Genomic DNA, 18,851 nt, shown 5'->3' on the forward strand with positions numbered 1-18,851 from the left:
AATCGATCCTTCGAAAAAGTCCTGCCAGTGCGGTTCAGATGCAAGGAGACGGCACCGCAAGGGCAGGTAAACTGGAAGTAATCTTGCGGGCGGGAGTCTCTCCGGACTCCCTACCCTGATTGATGAGGTTAAAACTTATTCAGCAACACCTGAGCATTGGCCCGTGGTGACATTGAAGCTGCCGCAAGACATTGGCTTCAGCCAGCTTGCAAACAGATCTTTTGAACCAGTCAGGTAATCAGACCAAGCATCACCCGCGACGACATCTGGGGTTTCCCACACTGTCACGAACTGGCCGTCGTCCTGAATCTCACCAATCAATACAGGTTTAGTGATGTGGTGGTTAGGCATCATGGTCGCGAAACCGCCAGTCAGGTTCGGTACAGTCACACCAATGATCGATTCCTGAACGGCTTCAGATTCTGTAGTGCCTGCTTTCTCAACGGCTTTCGCCCACATGTTAAAGCCAAGGTAAGTGGCTTCCATTGGGTCGTTAGTCACGCGCTTGTCGTCTTTGATGTAGGCATGCCACTTCTCAACGAACTCGTCGTTGGTGTCAGTTTCAACACTCATGAAGTAGTTCCATGCGGCCAGGTGGCCTACCAGCGCAGAAGTATCCATACCAGACAGCTCTTCTTCACCGACTGAGAACGCCACGACAGGAATGTCTTCCGCTTCTACGCCCTGAGCAGCAAGCTCTTTGTAGAAAGGCACGTTGGCGTCACCGTTAATGGTAGAAACCACTGCGGTTTTCTTACCGGCAGCGCCAAATTTCTTGATGTCAGCAACGATGGACTGCCAATCAGAGTGACCAAATGGGGTGTAATTGATCATGATGTCTTCTTTAGCGACACCACTATCGATCAAATAGGCTTCGAGGATCTTGTTGGTCGTACGTGGGTAAACATAGTCAGTACCTGCCAATACCCAGCGCTCAACGCCAAGGTCTTTTTTCAGGTAGTCAACTGCAGGAATTGCCTGTTGGTTAGGCGCAGCGCCGGTGTAGAACACATTTTTTGAAGACTCTTCACCTTCATACTGAACCGGATAAAACAGCAGGCTGTTAAGCTCCTCAAACACTGGCAACACTGACTTACGTGAGACCGATGTCCAGCAGCCGAACACCACGTCTACTTCCTCTTTTTCGATCAGTTCGCGTGCTTTCTCTGCAAACAGCGGCCAGTTTGAAGCTGGGTCAACCACAACAGCTTCCAGCTTCTTGCCAAGCAAGCCGCCTTTCTTGTTTTGCTCGTCCACCATCATCAACACAGTATCTTTCAATGTGGTTTCACTGATCGCCATCGTCCCGGACAGTGAGTGAAGCACACCGACTTTGATGGTGTCTTCCTCAGCAAGCACTTGGAACGACATTCCAGCGCCTGCGAGTGCAACTGCGCTTACCCAATTTAATGCAAACTTCTTCCCTTTCATTGCAAAAGCTCCTTTTGAGTATCTGGAAAAGCTTTGAGCAAAAGCCTTGCCACAAGGGAGGTATCACTCGCAATAAAAATGCAATCTAATGAATTAAATGGGATTTTTTACGGAGCAATAGACGCTATAAACCAAGAGGAAAAAATCCGGTTGCGTAAGTTTGGTGCATGGAAACCCGGCTATCGCACCATATTAGTCATTTCTTAGTAAGGGCGTTGTTCATGCACTTATATGGAGCATCGTGCGGTTAAAGAAGGAGAGATCAATCCGGACAAACTATGCTTACGTAGTGGTACACATGTTCTTGCAGGAAGGGCGTGTATAATGAAACATCTAACTTGCTTCTGGCTGGTCGCTACTGGGCTGATGTTTAGCACAACTGCTGCAGCCTATCCGATTTACGGGCTGATTGAACCCCATCGGACACTGATCTATTTTTCAAAGGGATTCGACGATGATGTCGCGACTTTTGAACGCCAGCTGTTAGTTTACCGCTGCCAGATTGATGACAGAGACCTCCATACCCTCATTCTGGACATGAACGACCTTTCTGATTCCAGCGGCCTTTTCTCTTCGCAGGAAATCATCAAACTAATGAATAAATACCGCATAAAAAACAGCGAGCATACCGCCGTTTTAATCGGTAAAGATGGCACCGAAAAAGCGCGCTGGCGTCAGGGCTTCGATATCAATGAGATGGTGCAGATTATTGATGAGATGCCCATGCGGCAGGCGGAGATAAGGGAACGAGGGTTGAGGTGCAGTATATAAGGTCAGCATGATGACAAAAAAGGGGCAATCAGCCCCTTTTTAGATTCGCGATAGGACTACTCATCTAACAACAAGTCCGTCTTGGCTGCACAGATAAAATCATTTTTGTGCAGCCCTTTGATCTTGTGCGTCCACCAAGTCACCGAACAGCTGCCCCACTCAAGCAGAATCGCAGGGTGATGCCCTTCCGCTTCAGCAAGCTCAGCCACTTTATCTGCAAAAGCCCAGGCCAGTTTGAAGTTTCGAAACTTGTAAACACGGTGCAATTGGTTAATGCCATCTACATCCAGCAGTTGCCACTCAGGCAATGTCGTCATCAAATTTGCTGCTTCATCACCGCTCACCATTGGAGCATCTGCGCGGCAGGCTTCACATTGCAGTTCAGACAGTTGTTCCATTTCGTTCTCCCTATTTTTACGCGATTTTCTGAGGGTAAAGTGGTGCATGCAGTCCAAGCGTTTTCGCTCTGTTCACGCATTGAAGCAAATCCAGCTTTTCGAGTTCATACAATTCGTCTAGCGTACTTAAATAAAAGTAGATAGGTTGCAGAATGTCGATGCGATAAGGCGTTCTCATTACGTCAATCACATCCAGTTTTTTCCTGGTTGGCTCAACACTGCCATATGCGTATTCGGTTTCGGCAGGTGAAGACAAAATACCTCCGCCGTAAATCGATAAGCCGTCGTCGTTTTGGATCAACCCAAACTCGACAGTAAACCAATACAACCTAGCCAGATATACGCGATCAGCCTTCGATGCGTTCACTCCCAGCTTTCCATAATGTTGGGTAAAGGATGCAAAAGCAGGATGGGTCAGCATGGCACAATGACCAAAAATCTCGTGGAAAAAATCAGGCTCCTTCAAGTAGTCGAAATCTTTCTGAGTACGCAGAAAAGTCGCAACGGGAAAGCGTTTAGACGCCAACAGTGCGAAGAAATGGTCGAAATCTATCAAAGCAGGCACTGGTTCAAGCCGCCAGCCCGTGGTTTCAGCTAGAACTCGGTTGATGGAAGGAATTTGTGGCGCACGATTTTTGGGCAAATCGAGCAGTTCAAGTCCTTCAAAATACTCGCGACATGCCTTGCCTTTGATGCAGTCCAATTGCCTGGCGACAAGCTGGGTCCATACCTCATGTTCATCATCGGACCAATTAATCTGACCTTTAGAATCCAACGGCTTAGATTCGTATTGATGCTGTTTCATCGCTACGTCTCCCTGTTTCGTCTCTACAAAAAACGATAGCGGTTCGGCATCTAGAGGAAAACATCTAAACGGGTTTTACGGAACAGTGGTGCGTAACAATATATTTACATATCGCTTTTACGAAGAGATTCATCAACGACATTTCACTGTGAGCCAGATCGAATCTACACTCGTAAATGGAACACTCATAACATGTATAAGAGCCCCCAATAAAACCGGGTTTGTCAGACCATTTTCATTGCTCAAAATGCGCACGACCTCGGAGAAGATCACATTAATTCACTGTGCGAACTAATGATTGATTTGCCGATAGTGCGCTTTGTCGTAACATCGATTGAGTCTGATTGAGAGGTAAGGTAGTCGTGGTAAAGCACTTGAGGACACAATCTGAATTTGAAGAATGCCTGTGCGCCGACGATAACGGGGACGTTATGGCTATCTTCAATGGATTGGAGCTTCGGAGCGTATTCCAACCTATCTTCCGGGCAAATGGCACTGTCTTGGGTTTTGAAGCACTGGTTAGGGCCAGAAGCGTTGACGGTGACCCAGTTTGTCCTGCCTACATTTTTAGGAATCTGGAACGCGACGATCCGGGCTTTGGCGATCAGGTCAGTCTCGATAAGCTTGCCCGCGTTATCCATCTTCGAAACTTCTCTCCCTATGCGGGCAACCATTCCATTTTCCTTAACGTTTTGCCTTCTTCAGCAATTGCTTCAATCCAAACATTTTCCAATCAGAACTTGATGCTAAAACGCCTCGCCGAGTTGGGTATTCCTCGTCACCATGTCGTACTTGAAGTAGTTGAGCACCTGCATTCAGACACAGCTTCACTTTCAGTAGCCACTACCCAGTCTATCAATAACGGTTTCCAAATCGCGGTTGATGACTACGGCGTAGAAGGTTCAGAAGAAAAGCGTGTACGAATGATTCGCCCAAGCCTGATTAAACTTGATCGCTCTTTAGTACAACGATATGTAGAAGGTGAAGTGGACACCTTGCTGCGCGCAATCGCTCTCGCTAATGAAGTGAACGCGGAAATACTGGTGGAAGGTATTGAGAATCAGGAAGAATATGAAGCCATGCGCGCCCTGCATATCAATTACTTCCAGGGTTTCTATTTGGGTATGCCACAACGACTCGAAGACTTCTTCGCCGCCAACCCCGCTAAACGTGGACCCACTCAGAAAGTCGAATAAACAAATCGACTAATCTCTCACCACTCTCCCCCTGTTCCTCCAGTTATTTTTTATCAAGCCTTCTTTAAGTGCTAAAATCCCCGACAACTTTTCGCCTCAGTGTCGACTGACCGGCGTTTATACAGAATTACAAAGGCAATCATTCGCATGATTAACAATTCCATCCAGTGGTTTCCGGGCCACATGCACAAAGCGCGCAAAGAAATCGAAGAAGTGGTACCGAAAATCGATGTGATCATCGAGGTACTGGATGCGCGCATTCCTTTCAGTAGCGAAAACCCGATGATTCGCCGCATCCGCAAAGACAAGCCAGTGATCAAAGTGTTGAACAAGCGCGATCTGGCTGACCCGGAAATGACTGCTCTTTGGCTGGAACACCTTGAGAAAGAACAAGGCGTTAAAGCAATGGCCATCACCACTGAGCAAATCAGCGAAGTGAACAAAATCATGGATCTTTGCCGCAAGCTTGCCCCTCACCGTGAAGAAATGGGCAAGAACATTCGTACCATGATCATGGGCATTCCGAACGTGGGTAAATCCACCATCATCAACACTCTGGCTGGCCGCGTCGTTGCAAAAACCGGTAACCAACCAGCAGTAACCCGCCAACAGCAGCGCATTAACCTGCAAAACGGTGTAGTGCTCTCTGACACCCCAGGGATTCTGTGGCCGAAAGTAGAAAACCCGCACAGTGGTTTCCGCCTTGCAGCAACTGGCGCGGTAAAAGACACGGCCATGGAATATGACGAAGTGGCGTTCTACACCGTGGAATATCTTGCAAGCGCTTACCCGGAACTGCTGAAAAAGCGCTACAACATCGAAGAGTTGCCACAAACTGAAGTGGAACTGATGGAAGCGATTGGCGAGAAGCGTGGTTGTTTGCGCGCTGGTGGCCGTATCGACCTGCACAAAGCCTCAGAGATTCTGATCAACGACCTTCGCAACGGTGCACTTGGTCTCATCACGCTGGAACACCCAGACATGATTAGCCAAGAGCTGGTTGAAGTAGAAGAAGCCGCAGCACAGAAAGCAGAAGAAAAAGCTAAACATAAAGAAGAGCGTCGTAAGCGTTATTTGAAAAATAAGCGCTAAGGCGAGATTTGAGATAAGAGTTTCGAGAGTTAAGATAGAAGAGCCTCGCAAATGCGGGGCTTTTTTGTTTTGGCTGTTTGGCTTTTGGTTCTTCCACTCTTTAGAACAGCGGAGGAATGCTGTGAACACAAATCAGGCTAAGGGTCGTTCAAATTTGAAGCTAGGTCATTCTAACGCGGAGGGTTCTTGTGGGGCGGCAGCATCTATACCAAGAAAGATTATGACCGTCATTGAAAAGCAAAAAATGCCAAAAAAACTGATAAGGTTTTCGTCATCGGTTCTTTTCGAGCCTCGGGGATATCTTCCAAACGAGAGAGTCATCAAGATCACATAGCCGTACCAATAGATTATCCCAAACACGATAAAATCTATCAGGATTAACTTGATGAGTTTTAACAACCCACCGAATATTGATACTAAGATATCTTCCCAATCCATCGCTGAAAGTCCTAAATAATATAACGTTGCGATAACGGAAGCTTACCACGAAGTCAAAAAGCCGCTTAATTCGATGTATTCATGACACTTTTAAAAGCAGTCCCAATGGCAAAGCACCCCGTTCATAGCTATTGACGCTATAGTTTCTTGTTATATTCCCCAAACACTTAACTCAAAATCATTTCTACAAAATGAAGTGTGATTAAACTCTGCAATTACGCCACAGTCTATATCTGCACCAACCCAGCCGAAGTCATATCTTTCGTTCTCACTTGTGAATGACTCTAGATCACCCAAGAAGAGAAGTAGCTCGGAAAGTTTCACCTGAAAATATGGTCCGTCAGTATCGAAGAATAACCAACCTTCATATTCTAGTGAGGGAAGTTCTCTTAAACTACCGAAAAGATCACTCCAGCGCGGGAAGGTAAGGTTTATCCAATTTTCGACAAAACCTCTTGTAGTTGTCAGGGTATCGGTCTCTTGATCCCAAGTTGTAAAAGCTGCATAGAGCAAGCATTCTCTATCACTCGAGAAATCGGCTTGCTCTAAAAATATAGCCATTGACTCGGGGAGCTGAGACAGTAGCGTTTCTCTGGCTCTCCGATTTCGATTTTCTTTAAGCTTTTGCTCAATCTTATTCATATTTCACATGGGAGTATAAAGTTGCAATAACGGGCGCTTACCTAACCTTCCAACTTCTTTAATTCTTTGTATTCAAACCATTTTCAAAAGCTACCGCAGTGACAGATCGCCCCGTTCATAGCCTCTTGTTATGTTCAATGCCTACTATGCCACCTAGTCATTTCTGTAACGGTACTTGCATATGCTTTGCTGCTCGTCACTATTCTCGATGACAAATCAAAATGGAACATTACCACTTTATCTTTATGAGTTTTTACTTTGTCAGTGTCGATGTTTACAGTGAGGTAGGCTTCGGTCAAATGTGACAAATCTATGTTGTCTCTGGCTGCGCTTTCTTTTAGCCACTGACAAATCTCTACAGCAATCCATAGCTCAATGTTCCCAACCAATGAGTGAGTCGCAGAACCTTTTAGGACGTCAATGTCGATAACACCATTTGGTAGCTCAGAAAGTGCTTCAAGATCATCGCCCATTCTCCATCCAGCGAATATCTTGGGAATTACATCAACGTAATGATTGAGCCTTTTTCTCCTCATTTTTTACCTTGAAAATAACGTTCGAATAACGGGCGTTTACTAGCCCAAACTGATTGAAATGCCTGAATCACAGCGTTTCTACGAAAAAATGCGCCACGAGTAAACGTCCCTCGTTCATTCGCTTGTTATGCATTGCTCGCTAGGCCGAATGTAAGACCCGAAATTTTCGATATATTCATCAAGGTTTTCTTCCAGCATTTTCTCTGCGCTCATTTATCTGATCTAGTCCATGCTCTCCTGGATATAATACGTTTTCGTATTGACTCCAATCTGGATCAGGTATGCAACCAAATTGATACTGATACGAGCTATATGTGGATACAAATTTTTTAACGCTGCTTTCAAAAGCAAAGTTTGGAGCTGAATAAAAGTAAAACTGCCTCATACCGTCAGTGGTAACTCTGCCAACCATTTCTATTTTTTCATTTTTAAGATGCTCATCAAGCCTATCTTCATAGTCACAAAGTACATCGAACTCATCTTCATGACTTAGCCCATCTGCTCTTTCTACCTTTAGTCGTATGAAGAGCCAACAGAGCATAGAATACGTGCCTGGATCTAAATCTGATTGAGCATCTAAATCGAGGTATATAGACGCTATTTTTTCATTTACATTCGCCTGATAGAAATCCCAATCAGCCATAGTCCAAGAAACTCTATCTTATGCATAACAGTGTATTGGACACCAAAGCGGTGTATTTAAACACCCCATTTTGTCCACTAATAACAAGTCGTCGTACTTTAAATTTAACTTATTTTTTGTTTTTTAATGCTTTTTCTGAGAGAGCCCAAAACGACCTTGTGAAAATACGCCAAAATGGGGCTACTTCGGTATTATGCGACACCTTTGCATCTACTGTGTGTTTCAACAGTGGAAAAGTAACGTTCGGAATATAAAAAGTATCGTAAAGACAGACTTAGCAATGACACGCAGGAAGGGATTCAGTCTTGAGAAGGGGCAAAACTAACCAAAACCTCGCCCTAACCTTCCCCTTAGCAAGGAGAAGGAACAAGAGGTTACCCAAACTCCCCCAACACCCACGCGCAAACATCATTCGCGGTCAGCCTTTCCAGTTTAACCACTGAAAGGCAATGCTTTCTGGCATGAGTCAGCAATGCAGGCAGGTCAAAAACAATGGTTTCATTGCATGACATATAAAGGCGCTTTTTGGTTTCTACCGCGACTTCAATCAACTTGAGCAGGTCAGGCATTTTAAGCAAGTGGGCGTCATCAACGGTGATAAATGGGCAATCACGTTCCATGATTTGATGCCATTCAGCGTCGGTGATGGTGGTATCGCCGCCGCAGTAGGCGAGCTTGGCTTTGGAAACATCAATGGTGAATGGTGTATCGCCATATTGCTCGACCAGAAACTTGGTTTTGTCTGAACGGTTAGGACCAACGACGAGGCTGATGTCATGGAGTTTGAGCTGATTTTGAACCTTGTGCCAGAGCATGCTTTCCCTATATGCAACTGAATCGATTTAAAGAAAATTTATCCTAGTTAGGCTTGCCTAAAAAGTCTAATGATATGAATCTTTTATGTATGTAAAACGGGACATCAACAAGCTTGTTGTGGGGTTGTATCTGTTCTTGCGTGGCGTCTCATTCCTACCTCACCCTGACACTCGGGGCTGTTCTATCCTCAACGTGATTTCAAACTTCTATCAACAGGAAGATGTATGAACGAGCTCGTGTCACTGGCGCAGCCAGGCGTATTGTCTAACCCTACTACTCACGCTGAATTCCTGACCTTCACTCTGAAAGATCAGTGGCTGAATATGGATCAAATTAACGAGGCACTTTCCCAACTGCCGGGCATTGAAAAGTCGATTCGACAGAAAGATACCTCTGCCGGCTTATCTGTCACCATAGGTTTTTCTTCCAACAGTTGGCCCATCTTGTTCCCTGATATACCGAAGCCTTCTGAACTCCATGACTTCCCTGCACTGGCTGATGGCTCTCGCCTTTTTCCTTCCACATCGGGCGATATCTTTTTGATGGTGAAATCAGAGCGCAAAGACCTGAATTTTCAGGTCGCTAAATACGCAGCGCGAGCTCTAGGCGATGTGGCAGAGCTCACTGAAGATATTCAGGGTTTTAAGTATCTGGATAACCGCGACATGATCGATTTTGTCGACGGTACTGAAAATCCTTTAGATGAAGAGCGCGCGGAAGCAGTTTTGGTACAGGAAGGCAGTGATAATGTGGTGGGCGGCAGTTATCTCACGGTTCAGCGTTATATCGACCGTCATCAGGATTGGGATGCTCTGCCGACCGAACAGCAAGAACAAGTCGTGGGCCGTACTAAGATGGATGACATCGAACTCAGTGACGATGAAAAACCTGCTTGGGCGCACAATGAGAAAAGTAAGGTGGAAGTGAATGGCGAGGAAATCAAAATGTACCGCCAGAACCGTCCTTACGGCAATGCCATAGAGCACGGCACCATGTTTGTTGGGTTTGCAGCTTCGTCGTCTGTGGTGGAAACGTCGTTGACGCAGATGATCACCGCGGACGAAAACGGAGATTACGACAAACTGCTGGACTATGTTGAGGCAAAGACTGGCACTAACTACTTTGTGCCCTCGCAGCGATTTATCGACGAGCGATTTGATGATTAGTCACTTTCCACCGTGATATTAGTGGTGACTGAGTTAGCTATGAAGCAGTGCTTGTGTGCCAGTTTGTGCATTTTAGCTAGCAGCTCAGGTGTAGGCTGATTCCCCCCGCTGAAAACAATCTTGGGTTTCAGCACCACGTCAGTGACAGCCGTTCTCCCGTTTTCCAGCTTTCCCAGCGTGCCGATGGCCTCGTCGGCATAGCTTTCAACACTAAAACGCTGTTTCTCAGCCACTGTCAGAAAGGTCATCATATGGCAACTGGCAATGGCGGCGATAAACGCTTCTTCCGGATCGATGGCTTCTTCTTTTGCCTGCAAAGGCATCACAAAGGGAGATGGTGATGCATCGACTTTGATGCCTCCATCAAATATCCATTCATGAACAAAACTGGTTGGATTTTCACGCTCACCTTCTGCATTTCTATGCCACCAATTGATTAAAACTTTATGTTTTGACGTCAAAATTCTCATCTTCAATACACTTTTACCGATATTTGTTCGGTATTTACCAACTTTCTTGACACCCGAATCTAGAATTCATTCAGAAGGAAACATTTAGAAACATCTGATATGCAACTCATTCTATTGATGCGCTTTTTTGATTAAGTGGATCCACAAGGAGCTCAAAAATGTCTCTTCAACGTAAATTCCTCGCTGCCATCGCGACACTCGGGGTAATTGCCAGTGCTATTGCATTTGTACTGACCAATATCAACGAAACCAACCACATCAAAGAGAGTGTTTATGTCCAAAAAGAGAACCTAAGTCATGACTTACTTGGCTTAATGGACACAACACACAGCCTGATAATGGAACGTGTTGGCGCTAGTATGGCGTTGCTAAAAAAAGAGGGGCAAGAACTGGGCTCCCCTCGGCTTGGAGAACGTGTCACAGTCAACGACCGTGAAGCTTTGAATCTCTACCTTGGCGATAATCCACAAGCCAACAATTTTGAACTTGTCGATAGGATAACCAGCACCATGGGGGGAACCGCAACCCTTTTCGCTAAAGATGGTTCTGAATTTGTGCGGGTCGCTACTAACGTTAAGAAGAACGGAAAACGTGCGACAGGTACGATATTGCTCCCGGGCGGCGCCGTCGATAAGAAAATAAAGGCGGGAGAAGCCTTCTACGGAAAGATTGATATTCTCGGCGACCCTTACCTCACGGCCTATGAGCCCATTTTCGACAAGCAAAACACAGTGATCGGCATCTGGTATGTCGGGTATTCAGCAGATTTAAAACAACTCTCCTCTGCCATCGGCAAGTCAAAGGTGTTGAATAGCGGTTTTGTCGCGCTTTTGGATAATAAAAAGCGCGTCAGAATGCATTCAGACTCGGTTGATGCCGCAACGGTTGAACTGGCACTGAATGTTACCCCTGAAGCTTGGTCTGTTGCCCGATTCCCCTATGACAAATGGAACTACGAAATTGTCATCGCCTATCCGAATGAGGATGTTTCGGCATTGATCTTACAATCCGCGCTAAAAGCTTTTGCCGTCGTTGTCTGCTTTGTGGTTGCGTTTATGGTGATTAACTTTTTAGTGATGAAACAAATTGTAGGCAAACCTTTGAACGCCTTTATTGCAGCTATCAAGGATATTGCAGAAGGTGAAGGTGACCTCACTAAACGCTTTAACTCTGATGCTTCCGACGAGTTCGGTATCATGGCAAGGCACTTCGACAAAGTGCTGGAGCGTATTCAAACCACCATCAAAGAGGTCATTGAATCTTCGGGTAAACTCTCTTCGGAATCTGAAGTATTGGCCAGTATCGCTGCCCACTCTTCAACAGCGATGAGTAAGCAAAATGAGGAAGTAGAACGTGCAGAGTACTCAATTCGACAACTGAATGAATCCGCTCAATCTGTCACAGATAGCGCGAGCGCCGCTTCAGATGCGATCAATAAGGTAGATCAGGAAGTCGTGCGCGGTAATTCTGTGGTTCAGAACGTCATTGTGAGCTTAGAGAGCCAAGATGAATCTATGGCGAAATCTGCCAACGTTGTAAATGAACTGGCCAGTGCGACAGGTGATATCAGCGGTATTCTTGATGTGATACTCCAGATTGCGGAGCAAACAAATCTGCTAGCACTGAATGCTGCCATTGAGGCCGCGCGGGCAGGAGAACAAGGTCGCGGATTTGCCGTTGTTGCCGATGAGGTACGCTCTCTTGCCAGCAGAACACAAGATTCGACTGGAGAAATCCGTGTGATGATCGAAAGGCTTCAAAATGGCACTAACGAAATGTTGTCGCTAATGGAAAAGAATCGGGAAATTTCTGTTTCTAATGTCGAGGAAGCGAAAGCTGCTGGGGAAGTTTTAGAACACATTTTGTCGGCCGTAAAAATGCTGACTCAAGCGAATATTTCTATCAATAGCGTGGCTAACGAACAACACGTGGTGGCTGGAGAGATTCACCACAATATCGGCCAAATTGGTTCTATCAGTAAGGAAAATGCGCAGTATATTGAGGAAACCCAACAAGCCAGTGAATACCTGCGATTGCTCTCAACACAGATGAATGAACTGCTTTCGACTTATCGTGTGTAGTTTCAGGTAGAAATACAAAACGCCCTGCATTTTTGCAGGGCGTTTTTAATTCATGGCTAATTTAACTTAATGAAACTCTTCGCCAGCAGCGGCTACAAATGCCATCTCAACCAGGTAATCTGGGTCTGCCAGCTCGGCCTTTACGCAAGCACGGCTTGGCGCAGTACCTTCTTCAAACCAGTTATCCCACACTTCATTCAGTGCTTCCAGGTTTGCAAAGTCAGTGATGTAGATAGTCACAGACAGGATGCGAGTTTTGTCTGCACCTACCGTTGCCAGCATTTCTTCTGCCTGCGCGAAAATTTGTTGCGTTTGGCCTTTGATGTCTGCACTCAGGTCGCTTTCTGGCACTTCAACGAAGTTTGCAATGCCATTGAACACGGTAACGTCTGACCAACGCTTTGTAGGGTTAATTCGATGTATTTTCATTGGGTTACTACCAGATTAGGTTTGACGGCACATACTAACATTTGAATGTACTGCTCGTCATCCCGGTCAGTTTGAATTATCACCAGTTAACATTTTATTGATGGGTATAAATAACTTAACCACACCCTGTTTTATTTTTGACTCACTTGAAACAGATAGGAATCAATCGAAAATTTAGAAAATATGAATCGAAATAAAACGATGTACAAACTGTCTACTGTCAACAAGGATATAAAAACCAACCAATAAAAAAGGAATAAAAAATGAAACGTATGTCGTCGGCAATTATATTAGCTTTGTCTTTATCACCTTCTCTTGCTTTTGCCTCAAACGATTACGCGGTTGACAGTGAAGCCTCTTCCATTAGTTTTGCAACCATTAAGAAAACTTACGTCGTTGAACCTGCCAACCTGAGCGGATTAGAAGGCAGTGTCGACGCTTCTGGTAGTTTCAGCATCACTGCCCCACTCTCTTCAATTGCAACTGGCATTCCTATTCGTAATCAGCGCCTTAACGACCTTTTCTTTGACTCCAAGAAGTTTCCGATGTTGAAGGTAGAAGGTCAGGTTTCAATCGAAAGCTTGGATGAATCTGGCGCACAACTTCAGCAGGCTATTCCTGCTAAGGTCACTCTGTTCGGTAACACTAAAGATGTGACGCTGAATATGAATATTATTAAATCCGGCGACAATATCTTCGCATTTACCACCAAACCAGTCATTATCAGTGGTGCAAAATTTGCTATTCCTGAAGAAAACCTAAAAGCAGTTTCAGCGACAGTCGGAAATATTGATATTTCCAGCACTGTGCCTGTCAATGTCAGTCTGGTATTTAAAGAAAAGTAGTCATCTAAATAATCTTTAATCCAAAATAATAAAGCCAGCAACTGCTGGCTTTATTTAATTTAAAGTGAAACTGATTATTTCGCGACAGCGATCAATGCATCTGCCAGATAGTCAATTCGAGTTTCCGTTAAACCCGCGACATTAATGCGACTGTCGCCGACCGCATAGATACCGAAGTCATCATGCAGCTTTGCTACTTGTTCTTGCGTCAGACCCAGCATGGAGAACATACCTTTGTGCTCTTTGATGAAGTCAAAGCGGTTGTCGCCGGTACGTGCTGCTAACGCAGAACTCAAACCCTCACGCAGTGTGATGATTCGTCCGCGCATCGCATCCAGCTCATCTTTCCATTGTTTGGTCAGCTCATCACTCGTCAGGATGGTTTCGACGATCGCTGCACCGTGATCAGGCGGCATAGTGTAAGTTGCACGAGCTAACTGCAGAATGCGTCCTTTTGCATTACCTGCTTCTTTCGCGCTCTTGCCGATAACAATCGCTGCTCCTGTGCGCTCACGGTACAAACCGAAGTTCTTTGAACAAGACGTCGCAATCAACATCTCTTCTACTGAATCCGCAAGCAGGCGCAAACCGTTCGCGTCTTCTTCCAGCCCTTCACCGAAACCTTGGTATGCAATATCGACAAATGGCGTGAAGCCATTTTTTTGCGCCAGTTCGTTAATCGCTTGCCAGTGTTCTGGACGGATATCAGCACCTGTTGGGTTGTGACAACAGCCGTGCAGCAGAACCACATCATCAGGGCCTGCACTCGCCAGCGCATCCAGCATTGCATCTGCATCAACTTGCTTGGTCGTAGCGTTGAAGTACGGGTAAAACTTCACCGTCAAACCTGCTGCTTCCATCACTGGCTTGTGATTCACATAGCTTGGGTCACTGATCCATACCGTAGTGATCGGCTTCGCCAGATACATCAAGTCAGCCAACATGCGCAGCGCGCCACTTGCGCCAGGGGTTTGCACCGCTGCACTGCGTGAGAATCCGTCTGTGCCTTTTAGCAGTAGGTTCGTCATCGCTTGGTTATAGGCTTCACTGCCTGCCAATCCGACATAGCTTTTTGTGGTTTGGGAGTCTGCCAACTGTTGTTGCGCCGCTTTCACCGCCTGCATGATTGGGGTGTTGCCCTGACTGTCTTTATAAACGCCAATCCCGAGGTCCATTTTTTCTGCCCGGTTGTCTTCGCGAAAAGCAATGGAGAGAGACAAGATAGGATCTTGTTGCGCCGGAGATAGCAGATCTAACATTCGATAACTTCCTTATTTAACGGCAATTCGTCTTACTGGCTTTTACATTACTAAATGTTGCTGAAGGCGCAACTAAAAAAGCGCATCTCAATCAGATTGAAATGCGCTTTTGGCTGTAAATTCGTCAAGTGAGATTTACTGATCCAGTTTCCCAGGTTTTGGCTGCACATATTGACGGCTGACATCCACAACCGCGGTGTCTTTCAGATAGGTGCGCCCCAACAGTACGGGAAAGTTGAGATGATGCCTGTCGCGCAGAGTAAATTCAGTGGACTCCGTGACATCACCGATGGTGATCGGCATTTCCACTACATAGCGGCGATCATAGCCTTCAGCGCTTGATTGGATAATGCGAACCGTTCGGACGACTGGCAGTTCCATTAAATCACTTTCTTTTTCATCATGGGCCAACCTGAAACTCACCCATTCTTCGCCATTGCGCTCAAACGCTTTGATGTCGATAGCGCTGATTGAAGAGGTCGTCGCCCCAGTGTCGACTCGGGCTTTCGCGATCACGTTGATGTCATCAACCCTCACCCACTCTTTCTCACCCATCATCAGTTTTCCATCTGGCAGGTGTTCATAACTTTCAGCAGTGTTCGCAGTATTTGCAAAGCTGAACGGGCTTAATACGATAAGTAAAAAGAAGGCGGCAATACGTTGGTTCATTGCGATGTCCTTGTGGTAACAGCAAATTCATTGGAATGGACAATGCGTGTTGTCGAAAGTTCGTAACGGCTTTAAAACTACACTAAGTTTCTGAATTTCAGCTTAATATGGCGAGAAATTCACGGTTTGGCAAATAACAACGCCGCAATTAAGCGGCGTTGAAGGAACACTAACAAACTGTAGCTCGTGCTGTGTTAACGTCACGTCAAACGGTGCACAACCTGATTCGAGCTACCTCGCCAAGGTAGCGAAGGATCTGCTAACGCTTTTTCAAACTTACCGTCCACCAGCACATCCACATAACTCACCACTTCGCGCTGCGCTTCGGTCAGGTCATCAAGCGAATATCCGGTCCACATCCAAATGTCTTTGGCCTCGCATTCGTCTTTCACGCGCTGAACAAGCTTCAACACGCTTTGCAGGTTCACTGGAAGCAGTGGGTCACCACCGCTGATCGATAATCCACGACGCTTGATGCGGGTGTCATTCAAATCCGCAATGATGCGATCTTCCATTGCCTGATCGAAAAACTCGCCAGACGATGGTGACCAGGTACTTTGGTTATAACAGCCTCGGCATTGATGTTCGCAGCCAGACACAAACAGAGTGCAACGCGTACCTTCGCCGTTAACTACATCTACCGGATAATACTGGTGGAAGTTCATTCTCGCTCGCTTACATGTGCTTAACGCGACGTTTAACTTCTTCCTGTTTACCGTCATTGAATGGGCGTGCATCCGGGCTTCCCAGGTAGCCACAAACGCGGCGGGTCACTGACACTTTGGTCGAGTCATGGTTGCCACAGCTTGGGCATACAAAGCCTTTACTTGAACAGTCAAACTCGCCAGTGAATCCACATTCGTAACATTCATCAATGGGTGTATTCGTGCCGTAGTATGGAACACGTTCGTAACTGTAGTCCCAAACGTCTTCCAGTGCTTCTACGTTGTGCTGAATGTTCGGATATTCACCGTAGCAAATGAAACCACCGTTAGCGATAGCTGGATAAGCCATCTCGAAATCAATCTTGTCATATGGGTTCACTTTCTTTTCAACATCCAAGTGGAAACTGTTGGTGTAGTAACCTTTGTCTGTAACGCCATTGACTACACCGAACTCTTTGGTGTCGATCTTACAGAAGCGGCTGCACAAGTTTTCACTTGGCGTACTGTATAAGCTAAAACCGTAACCAGTTTCATCTTTCCAGCTGTCTGTTGCCGCTTTCAAGTGTTTAACGATGTTCAGCGCTTTTTCGCGCAGCGCTTCTGAATCGTAAACGTGCTCTTCTACGCCATACAGCGAATTCATGGTTTCGTGAATACCGATGTAGCCCAGAGAAATAGAAGCACGGCCATTCTTGAAGATTTCGCTGACATCATCATCTGGGTTCAGGCGAACACCACACGCCCCTTCCATGTATAGGATTGGTGCAACACGGGCTTTCACGCCTTGAAGACGAGCAATACGGGTGTCTAGGCCTTCACGGGCGACCGCTAACACTTCATCCAACAGTTTGTAGAAGGCTTCTTCACAACCATTAGCACGAATCGCAATACGCGGCAGGTTAATCGATACAACACCGATGTTATTGCGGCCTTCATGAATCAGTTCGCCATTTTCTTCATACGCAGACAAGAAGCTTCGACAACCCATCGGCGTTTTGAACGAACCCGTCACTTCAACCACTTTGTCAAAGTTCAGGATGTCTGGGTACATACGTTTTGACGCACATTCCAGCGCCAGCTTTTTAATGTCGTAGTTTGGCTCACCGTCTTTCAGGTTCAGGCCAGATTTCAGACTGAAAACCAGTTTCGGGAAAACTGCGGTTTTACGGTTCTTACCCAAACCTGCAATGCGGTTACGCAAAATGGATTGTTGAATAAGACGCGCTGCCCAAGATTCACCCAAACCAAAACCGAAGGTAACAAACGGCGTTTGACCATTCGCAGTGTGCAGAGTGTTCACTTCATATTCCAGAGATTGGAAAGCGTCGTAACATTCTTTCTCAGTACGCGCACGGGCATAACTTTCTGCGTCTGGAATATCCCACTCTCGTGCCACCATCAGGTGTTTTTCGTAGCTGATTTCAACGTAAGGAGCCAGAGTTTCGTCAATGCGGTTGATCGTTGTACCGCCGTATATGTGGCTAGCGACTTGTGCGATGATTTGTGCCGTCACTGCTGTTGCGGTCTGGATAGATTTCGGTGTGTCGATTTCCGCATTACCCATTTTGAAGCCATGCGTCAGCATGTTCTCCAGATCAACCAACATGCAGTTGAACATTGGGAAGAATGGCGCGTAGTCCAGATCGTGATAGTGAATATCACCCTGCTCGTGAGCACGTACAACCGCTTTTGGCAGCATGTACTGCTTGGCGTAGTGCTTCGCTACAATGCCCGCCAGCAAGTCGCGCTGAGTTGGGATGACTTTGCTGTCTTTGTTCGCATTTTCGTTGAGGATGTCAGAGTTGGTTTGCTCAACCAGACCGCGAATTTCATGGTTCAGCCGGCTTTTCTTCTCTCGAATGCTGTCGCGATCATGACGGTATTCAATGTATGCACGGGCAACCGCCTTGTATGGCCCTGCCATCAGGTGGTTTTCCACGGCATCCTGAATTTGATTGATATCCACTTCATCGCTGCGCATGAATTGCGCGAGTACGCCATCTGCTACTGCTGCTGCATAGGCTTGATCCATGTCTTCTACTGCAAACGCCGCGCTCAGTACTGCATCCTGAATACGTTGGCGCTCGAACGGTACGCGGCCTCCATCGCGTTTGATGACAACAGGTTTCACAAATAGCTCCTCAACAAATCGGCCCTCTTTAACTGCAAGGGAAAGAAAATCAGGTCGACCACTTTAGGGTCTGTTGACCTCAGTAAGTCGTCGTTAGGTTTTGGAAGTAGCCAGCCATATCCGTGAAAAAGCACGCCATTTCGCGTTAGTTGAGCGAAATCGAACAAGGATCCGGCAAGATCCAATCGACCTACACGCAAATGTGAATGGCGTCAATAAATACCAAATATGGGCGAATTCAAAGCTAGGACTACAATATGTGGTGTATTAGACCGTCGAGCTGAATACGATACTTTGATTTAGATCATGGCCCGAGGGGATGCGATTTTTATCTATTCGATTAGTGTGGACAAACTTCAAGAAATGAA

At 46.1% G+C, this 18,851-nt stretch carries 19 protein-coding genes; 6 read left to right on the forward strand and 13 right to left on the reverse strand.

The window, feature by feature from the left end:
- Window positions 1-135 precede the first annotated feature (135 nt).
- Complete coding sequence (urtA, locus tag GCE9029_RS15445; protein WP_062664488.1) at window positions 136-1,431, reverse strand: urea ABC transporter substrate-binding protein; 1,296 nt, start codon at window positions 1,429-1,431, stop codon at window positions 136-138.
- A 324-nt stretch (window positions 1,432-1,755) separates the two neighbouring features.
- Here urtA and GCE9029_RS15450 point away from each other — a divergent pair, with 324 nt between their 5' ends.
- Window positions 1,756-2,202, forward strand: a complete 447-nt coding sequence (locus tag GCE9029_RS15450) for a DUF4174 domain-containing protein (protein ID WP_062664490.1) — start codon at window positions 1,756-1,758, stop codon at window positions 2,200-2,202.
- Window positions 2,203-2,258: 56 nt separating this feature from the next.
- Here the strand turns inward: GCE9029_RS15450 and GCE9029_RS15455 are convergent, their stop codons facing one another.
- Both GCE9029_RS15455 and phhA read right to left on the reverse strand, forming a co-directional pair.
- Complete coding sequence (locus GCE9029_RS15455) at window positions 2,259-2,600, reverse strand: 4a-hydroxytetrahydrobiopterin dehydratase (RefSeq protein ID WP_062664492.1); 342 nt, start codon at window positions 2,598-2,600, stop codon at window positions 2,259-2,261.
- A gap of 16 nt (window positions 2,601-2,616) precedes the next feature.
- Window positions 2,617-3,405 (reverse strand): phenylalanine 4-monooxygenase, encoded by a 789-nt coding sequence (phhA, locus tag GCE9029_RS15460; RefSeq protein WP_062664494.1) that lies wholly within the window; start codon window positions 3,403-3,405, stop codon window positions 2,617-2,619.
- Between the two features lie 431 nt (window positions 3,406-3,836).
- On the opposite strand from phhA, the gene GCE9029_RS15465 reads away from it, so the two are divergent.
- Window positions 3,837-4,601 (forward strand): EAL domain-containing protein, encoded by a 765-nt coding sequence (locus GCE9029_RS15465; RefSeq protein ID WP_231870115.1) that lies wholly within the window; start codon window positions 3,837-3,839, stop codon window positions 4,599-4,601.
- A gap of 147 nt (window positions 4,602-4,748) precedes the next feature.
- Window positions 4,749-5,693 carry a ribosome biogenesis GTPase YlqF gene (gene ylqF, locus GCE9029_RS15470; RefSeq protein WP_062664498.1) on the forward strand — a complete coding sequence of 315 codons (945 nt, stop codon included), beginning with the start codon at window positions 4,749-4,751 and terminating at the stop codon, window positions 5,691-5,693.
- A 588-nt stretch (window positions 5,694-6,281) separates the two neighbouring features.
- Here the strand turns inward: ylqF and GCE9029_RS15480 are convergent.
- The 4 genes from GCE9029_RS15480 to GCE9029_RS15495 all read right to left on the reverse strand — a co-directional run bounded on the left by GCE9029_RS15480 (window position 6,282) and on the right by GCE9029_RS15495 (window position 8,767).
- Complete coding sequence (locus GCE9029_RS15480) at window positions 6,282-6,773, reverse strand: hypothetical protein (RefSeq protein ID WP_062664502.1); 492 nt, start codon at window positions 6,771-6,773, stop codon at window positions 6,282-6,284.
- Window positions 6,774-6,907: 134 nt separating this feature from the next.
- Window positions 6,908-7,246, reverse strand: coding sequence for a hypothetical protein (locus GCE9029_RS15485; protein WP_231870116.1), 339 nt, complete (start codon window positions 7,244-7,246; stop codon window positions 6,908-6,910).
- 241 nt (window positions 7,247-7,487) lie between these two features.
- Window positions 7,488-7,952, reverse strand: a complete 465-nt coding sequence (locus tag GCE9029_RS15490; protein ID WP_062664507.1) for a DUF695 domain-containing protein — start codon at window positions 7,950-7,952, stop codon at window positions 7,488-7,490.
- 374 nt (window positions 7,953-8,326) lie between these two features.
- A complete protein-coding gene (locus GCE9029_RS15495) occupies window positions 8,327-8,767 on the reverse strand; it encodes a hypothetical protein (RefSeq protein ID WP_062664509.1) in 441 nt (146 codons plus the stop codon).
- A gap of 225 nt (window positions 8,768-8,992) precedes the next feature.
- Between GCE9029_RS15495 and GCE9029_RS15500 the strand changes: the two genes are divergently transcribed.
- Window positions 8,993-9,934 (forward strand): Dyp-type peroxidase, encoded by a 942-nt coding sequence (locus tag GCE9029_RS15500; RefSeq protein ID WP_062664510.1) that lies wholly within the window; start codon window positions 8,993-8,995, stop codon window positions 9,932-9,934.
- Here the strand turns inward: GCE9029_RS15500 and GCE9029_RS15505 are convergent.
- On the reverse strand, window positions 9,931-10,404 hold the full coding sequence (locus GCE9029_RS15505) for an OsmC family protein (protein WP_082804362.1): 474 nt from the start codon (window positions 10,402-10,404) through the stop codon (window positions 9,931-9,933). The genes GCE9029_RS15500 and GCE9029_RS15505 overlap by 4 nt on opposite strands.
- 158 nt (window positions 10,405-10,562) lie before the next feature.
- Here GCE9029_RS15505 and GCE9029_RS15510 point away from each other — a divergent pair, with 158 nt between their 5' ends.
- Window positions 10,563-12,485: a methyl-accepting chemotaxis protein gene (locus GCE9029_RS15510; protein WP_062664512.1), complete on the forward strand. Its 1,923-nt coding sequence runs from the start codon at window positions 10,563-10,565 to the stop codon at window positions 12,483-12,485.
- 66 nt (window positions 12,486-12,551) lie between these two features.
- On the opposite strand, the gene GCE9029_RS15515 is transcribed toward GCE9029_RS15510, so the two are convergent.
- Window positions 12,552-12,914, reverse strand: a complete 363-nt coding sequence (locus GCE9029_RS15515; RefSeq protein ID WP_062664514.1) for a RidA family protein — start codon at window positions 12,912-12,914, stop codon at window positions 12,552-12,554.
- A 263-nt stretch (window positions 12,915-13,177) separates the two neighbouring features.
- Between GCE9029_RS15515 and GCE9029_RS15520 the strand changes: the two genes are divergently transcribed.
- Complete coding sequence (locus tag GCE9029_RS15520) at window positions 13,178-13,759, forward strand: YceI family protein (RefSeq protein ID WP_062664516.1); 582 nt, start codon at window positions 13,178-13,180, stop codon at window positions 13,757-13,759.
- 74 nt (window positions 13,760-13,833) lie between these two features.
- Here the strand turns inward: GCE9029_RS15520 and GCE9029_RS15525 are convergent, their stop codons facing one another.
- The 4 genes from GCE9029_RS15525 to nrdD all read right to left on the reverse strand — a co-directional run bounded on the left by GCE9029_RS15525 (window position 13,834) and on the right by nrdD (window position 18,483).
- A complete protein-coding gene (locus GCE9029_RS15525) occupies window positions 13,834-15,018 on the reverse strand; it encodes an amino acid aminotransferase (RefSeq protein ID WP_062664518.1) in 1,185 nt (394 codons plus the stop codon).
- A gap of 135 nt (window positions 15,019-15,153) precedes the next feature.
- Window positions 15,154-15,687 carry an ATP-dependent zinc protease family protein gene (locus GCE9029_RS15530; protein WP_062664520.1) on the reverse strand — a complete coding sequence of 178 codons (534 nt, stop codon included), beginning with the start codon at window positions 15,685-15,687 and terminating at the stop codon, window positions 15,154-15,156.
- 200 nt (window positions 15,688-15,887) lie between these two features.
- Window positions 15,888-16,352, reverse strand: a complete 465-nt coding sequence (gene nrdG, locus GCE9029_RS15535; protein WP_062664523.1) for an anaerobic ribonucleoside-triphosphate reductase-activating protein — start codon at window positions 16,350-16,352, stop codon at window positions 15,888-15,890.
- A 10-nt stretch (window positions 16,353-16,362) separates the two neighbouring features.
- Window positions 16,363-18,483 (reverse strand): anaerobic ribonucleoside-triphosphate reductase, encoded by a 2,121-nt coding sequence (nrdD, locus tag GCE9029_RS15540; protein ID WP_062664525.1) that lies wholly within the window; start codon window positions 18,481-18,483, stop codon window positions 16,363-16,365.
- Between the last annotated feature and the right edge of the window lie 368 nt (window positions 18,484-18,851).

Source organism: Grimontia celer (genome assembly GCF_900055185.1).
Lineage (GTDB): Bacteria > Pseudomonadota > Gammaproteobacteria > Enterobacterales > Vibrionaceae > Enterovibrio > Enterovibrio celer.

Excerpts from the sequence above, each read along its gene's own strand:
- GCE9029_RS15510 (WP_062664512.1), top strand. The coding sequence starts at position 10,563 with ATGTCTCTTCAACGTAAATTCCTCGCTGCCATCGCGACACTCGGGGTA.
- GCE9029_RS15490 (WP_062664507.1), bottom strand. The coding sequence starts at position 7,952 with ATGGCTGATTGGGATTTCTATCAGGCGAATGTAAATGAAAAAATAGCG.
- GCE9029_RS15500 (WP_062664510.1), top strand. The coding sequence starts at position 8,993 with ATGAACGAGCTCGTGTCACTGGCGCAGCCAGGCGTATTGTCTAACCCT.
- urtA (WP_062664488.1), bottom strand. The coding sequence starts at position 1,431 with ATGAAAGGGAAGAAGTTTGCATTAAATTGGGTAAGCGCAGTTGCACTC.
- GCE9029_RS15520 (WP_062664516.1), top strand. The coding sequence starts at position 13,178 with ATGAAACGTATGTCGTCGGCAATTATATTAGCTTTGTCTTTATCACCT.
- GCE9029_RS15455 (WP_062664492.1), bottom strand. The coding sequence starts at position 2,600 with ATGGAACAACTGTCTGAACTGCAATGTGAAGCCTGCCGCGCAGATGCT.
- ylqF (WP_062664498.1), top strand. The coding sequence starts at position 4,749 with ATGATTAACAATTCCATCCAGTGGTTTCCGGGCCACATGCACAAAGCG.
- nrdG (WP_062664523.1), bottom strand. The coding sequence starts at position 16,352 with ATGAACTTCCACCAGTATTATCCGGTAGATGTAGTTAACGGCGAAGGT.
- GCE9029_RS15530 (WP_062664520.1), bottom strand. The coding sequence starts at position 15,687 with ATGAACCAACGTATTGCCGCCTTCTTTTTACTTATCGTATTAAGCCCG.
- GCE9029_RS15505 (WP_082804362.1), bottom strand. The coding sequence starts at position 10,404 with ATGAGAATTTTGACGTCAAAACATAAAGTTTTAATCAATTGGTGGCAT.
- GCE9029_RS15525 (WP_062664518.1), bottom strand. The coding sequence starts at position 15,018 with ATGTTAGATCTGCTATCTCCGGCGCAACAAGATCCTATCTTGTCTCTC.
- GCE9029_RS15450 (WP_062664490.1), top strand. The coding sequence starts at position 1,756 with ATGAAACATCTAACTTGCTTCTGGCTGGTCGCTACTGGGCTGATGTTT.
- GCE9029_RS15495 (WP_062664509.1), bottom strand. The coding sequence starts at position 8,767 with ATGCTCTGGCACAAGGTTCAAAATCAGCTCAAACTCCATGACATCAGC.
- GCE9029_RS15485 (WP_231870116.1), bottom strand. The coding sequence starts at position 7,246 with ATGGGCGATGATCTTGAAGCACTTTCTGAGCTACCAAATGGTGTTATC.
- GCE9029_RS15480 (WP_062664502.1), bottom strand. The coding sequence starts at position 6,773 with ATGAATAAGATTGAGCAAAAGCTTAAAGAAAATCGAAATCGGAGAGCC.
- phhA (WP_062664494.1), bottom strand. The coding sequence starts at position 3,405 with ATGAAACAGCATCAATACGAATCTAAGCCGTTGGATTCTAAAGGTCAG.
- GCE9029_RS15515 (WP_062664514.1), bottom strand. The coding sequence starts at position 12,914 with ATGAAAATACATCGAATTAACCCTACAAAGCGTTGGTCAGACGTTACC.
- GCE9029_RS15465 (WP_231870115.1), top strand. The coding sequence starts at position 3,837 with ATGGCTATCTTCAATGGATTGGAGCTTCGGAGCGTATTCCAACCTATC.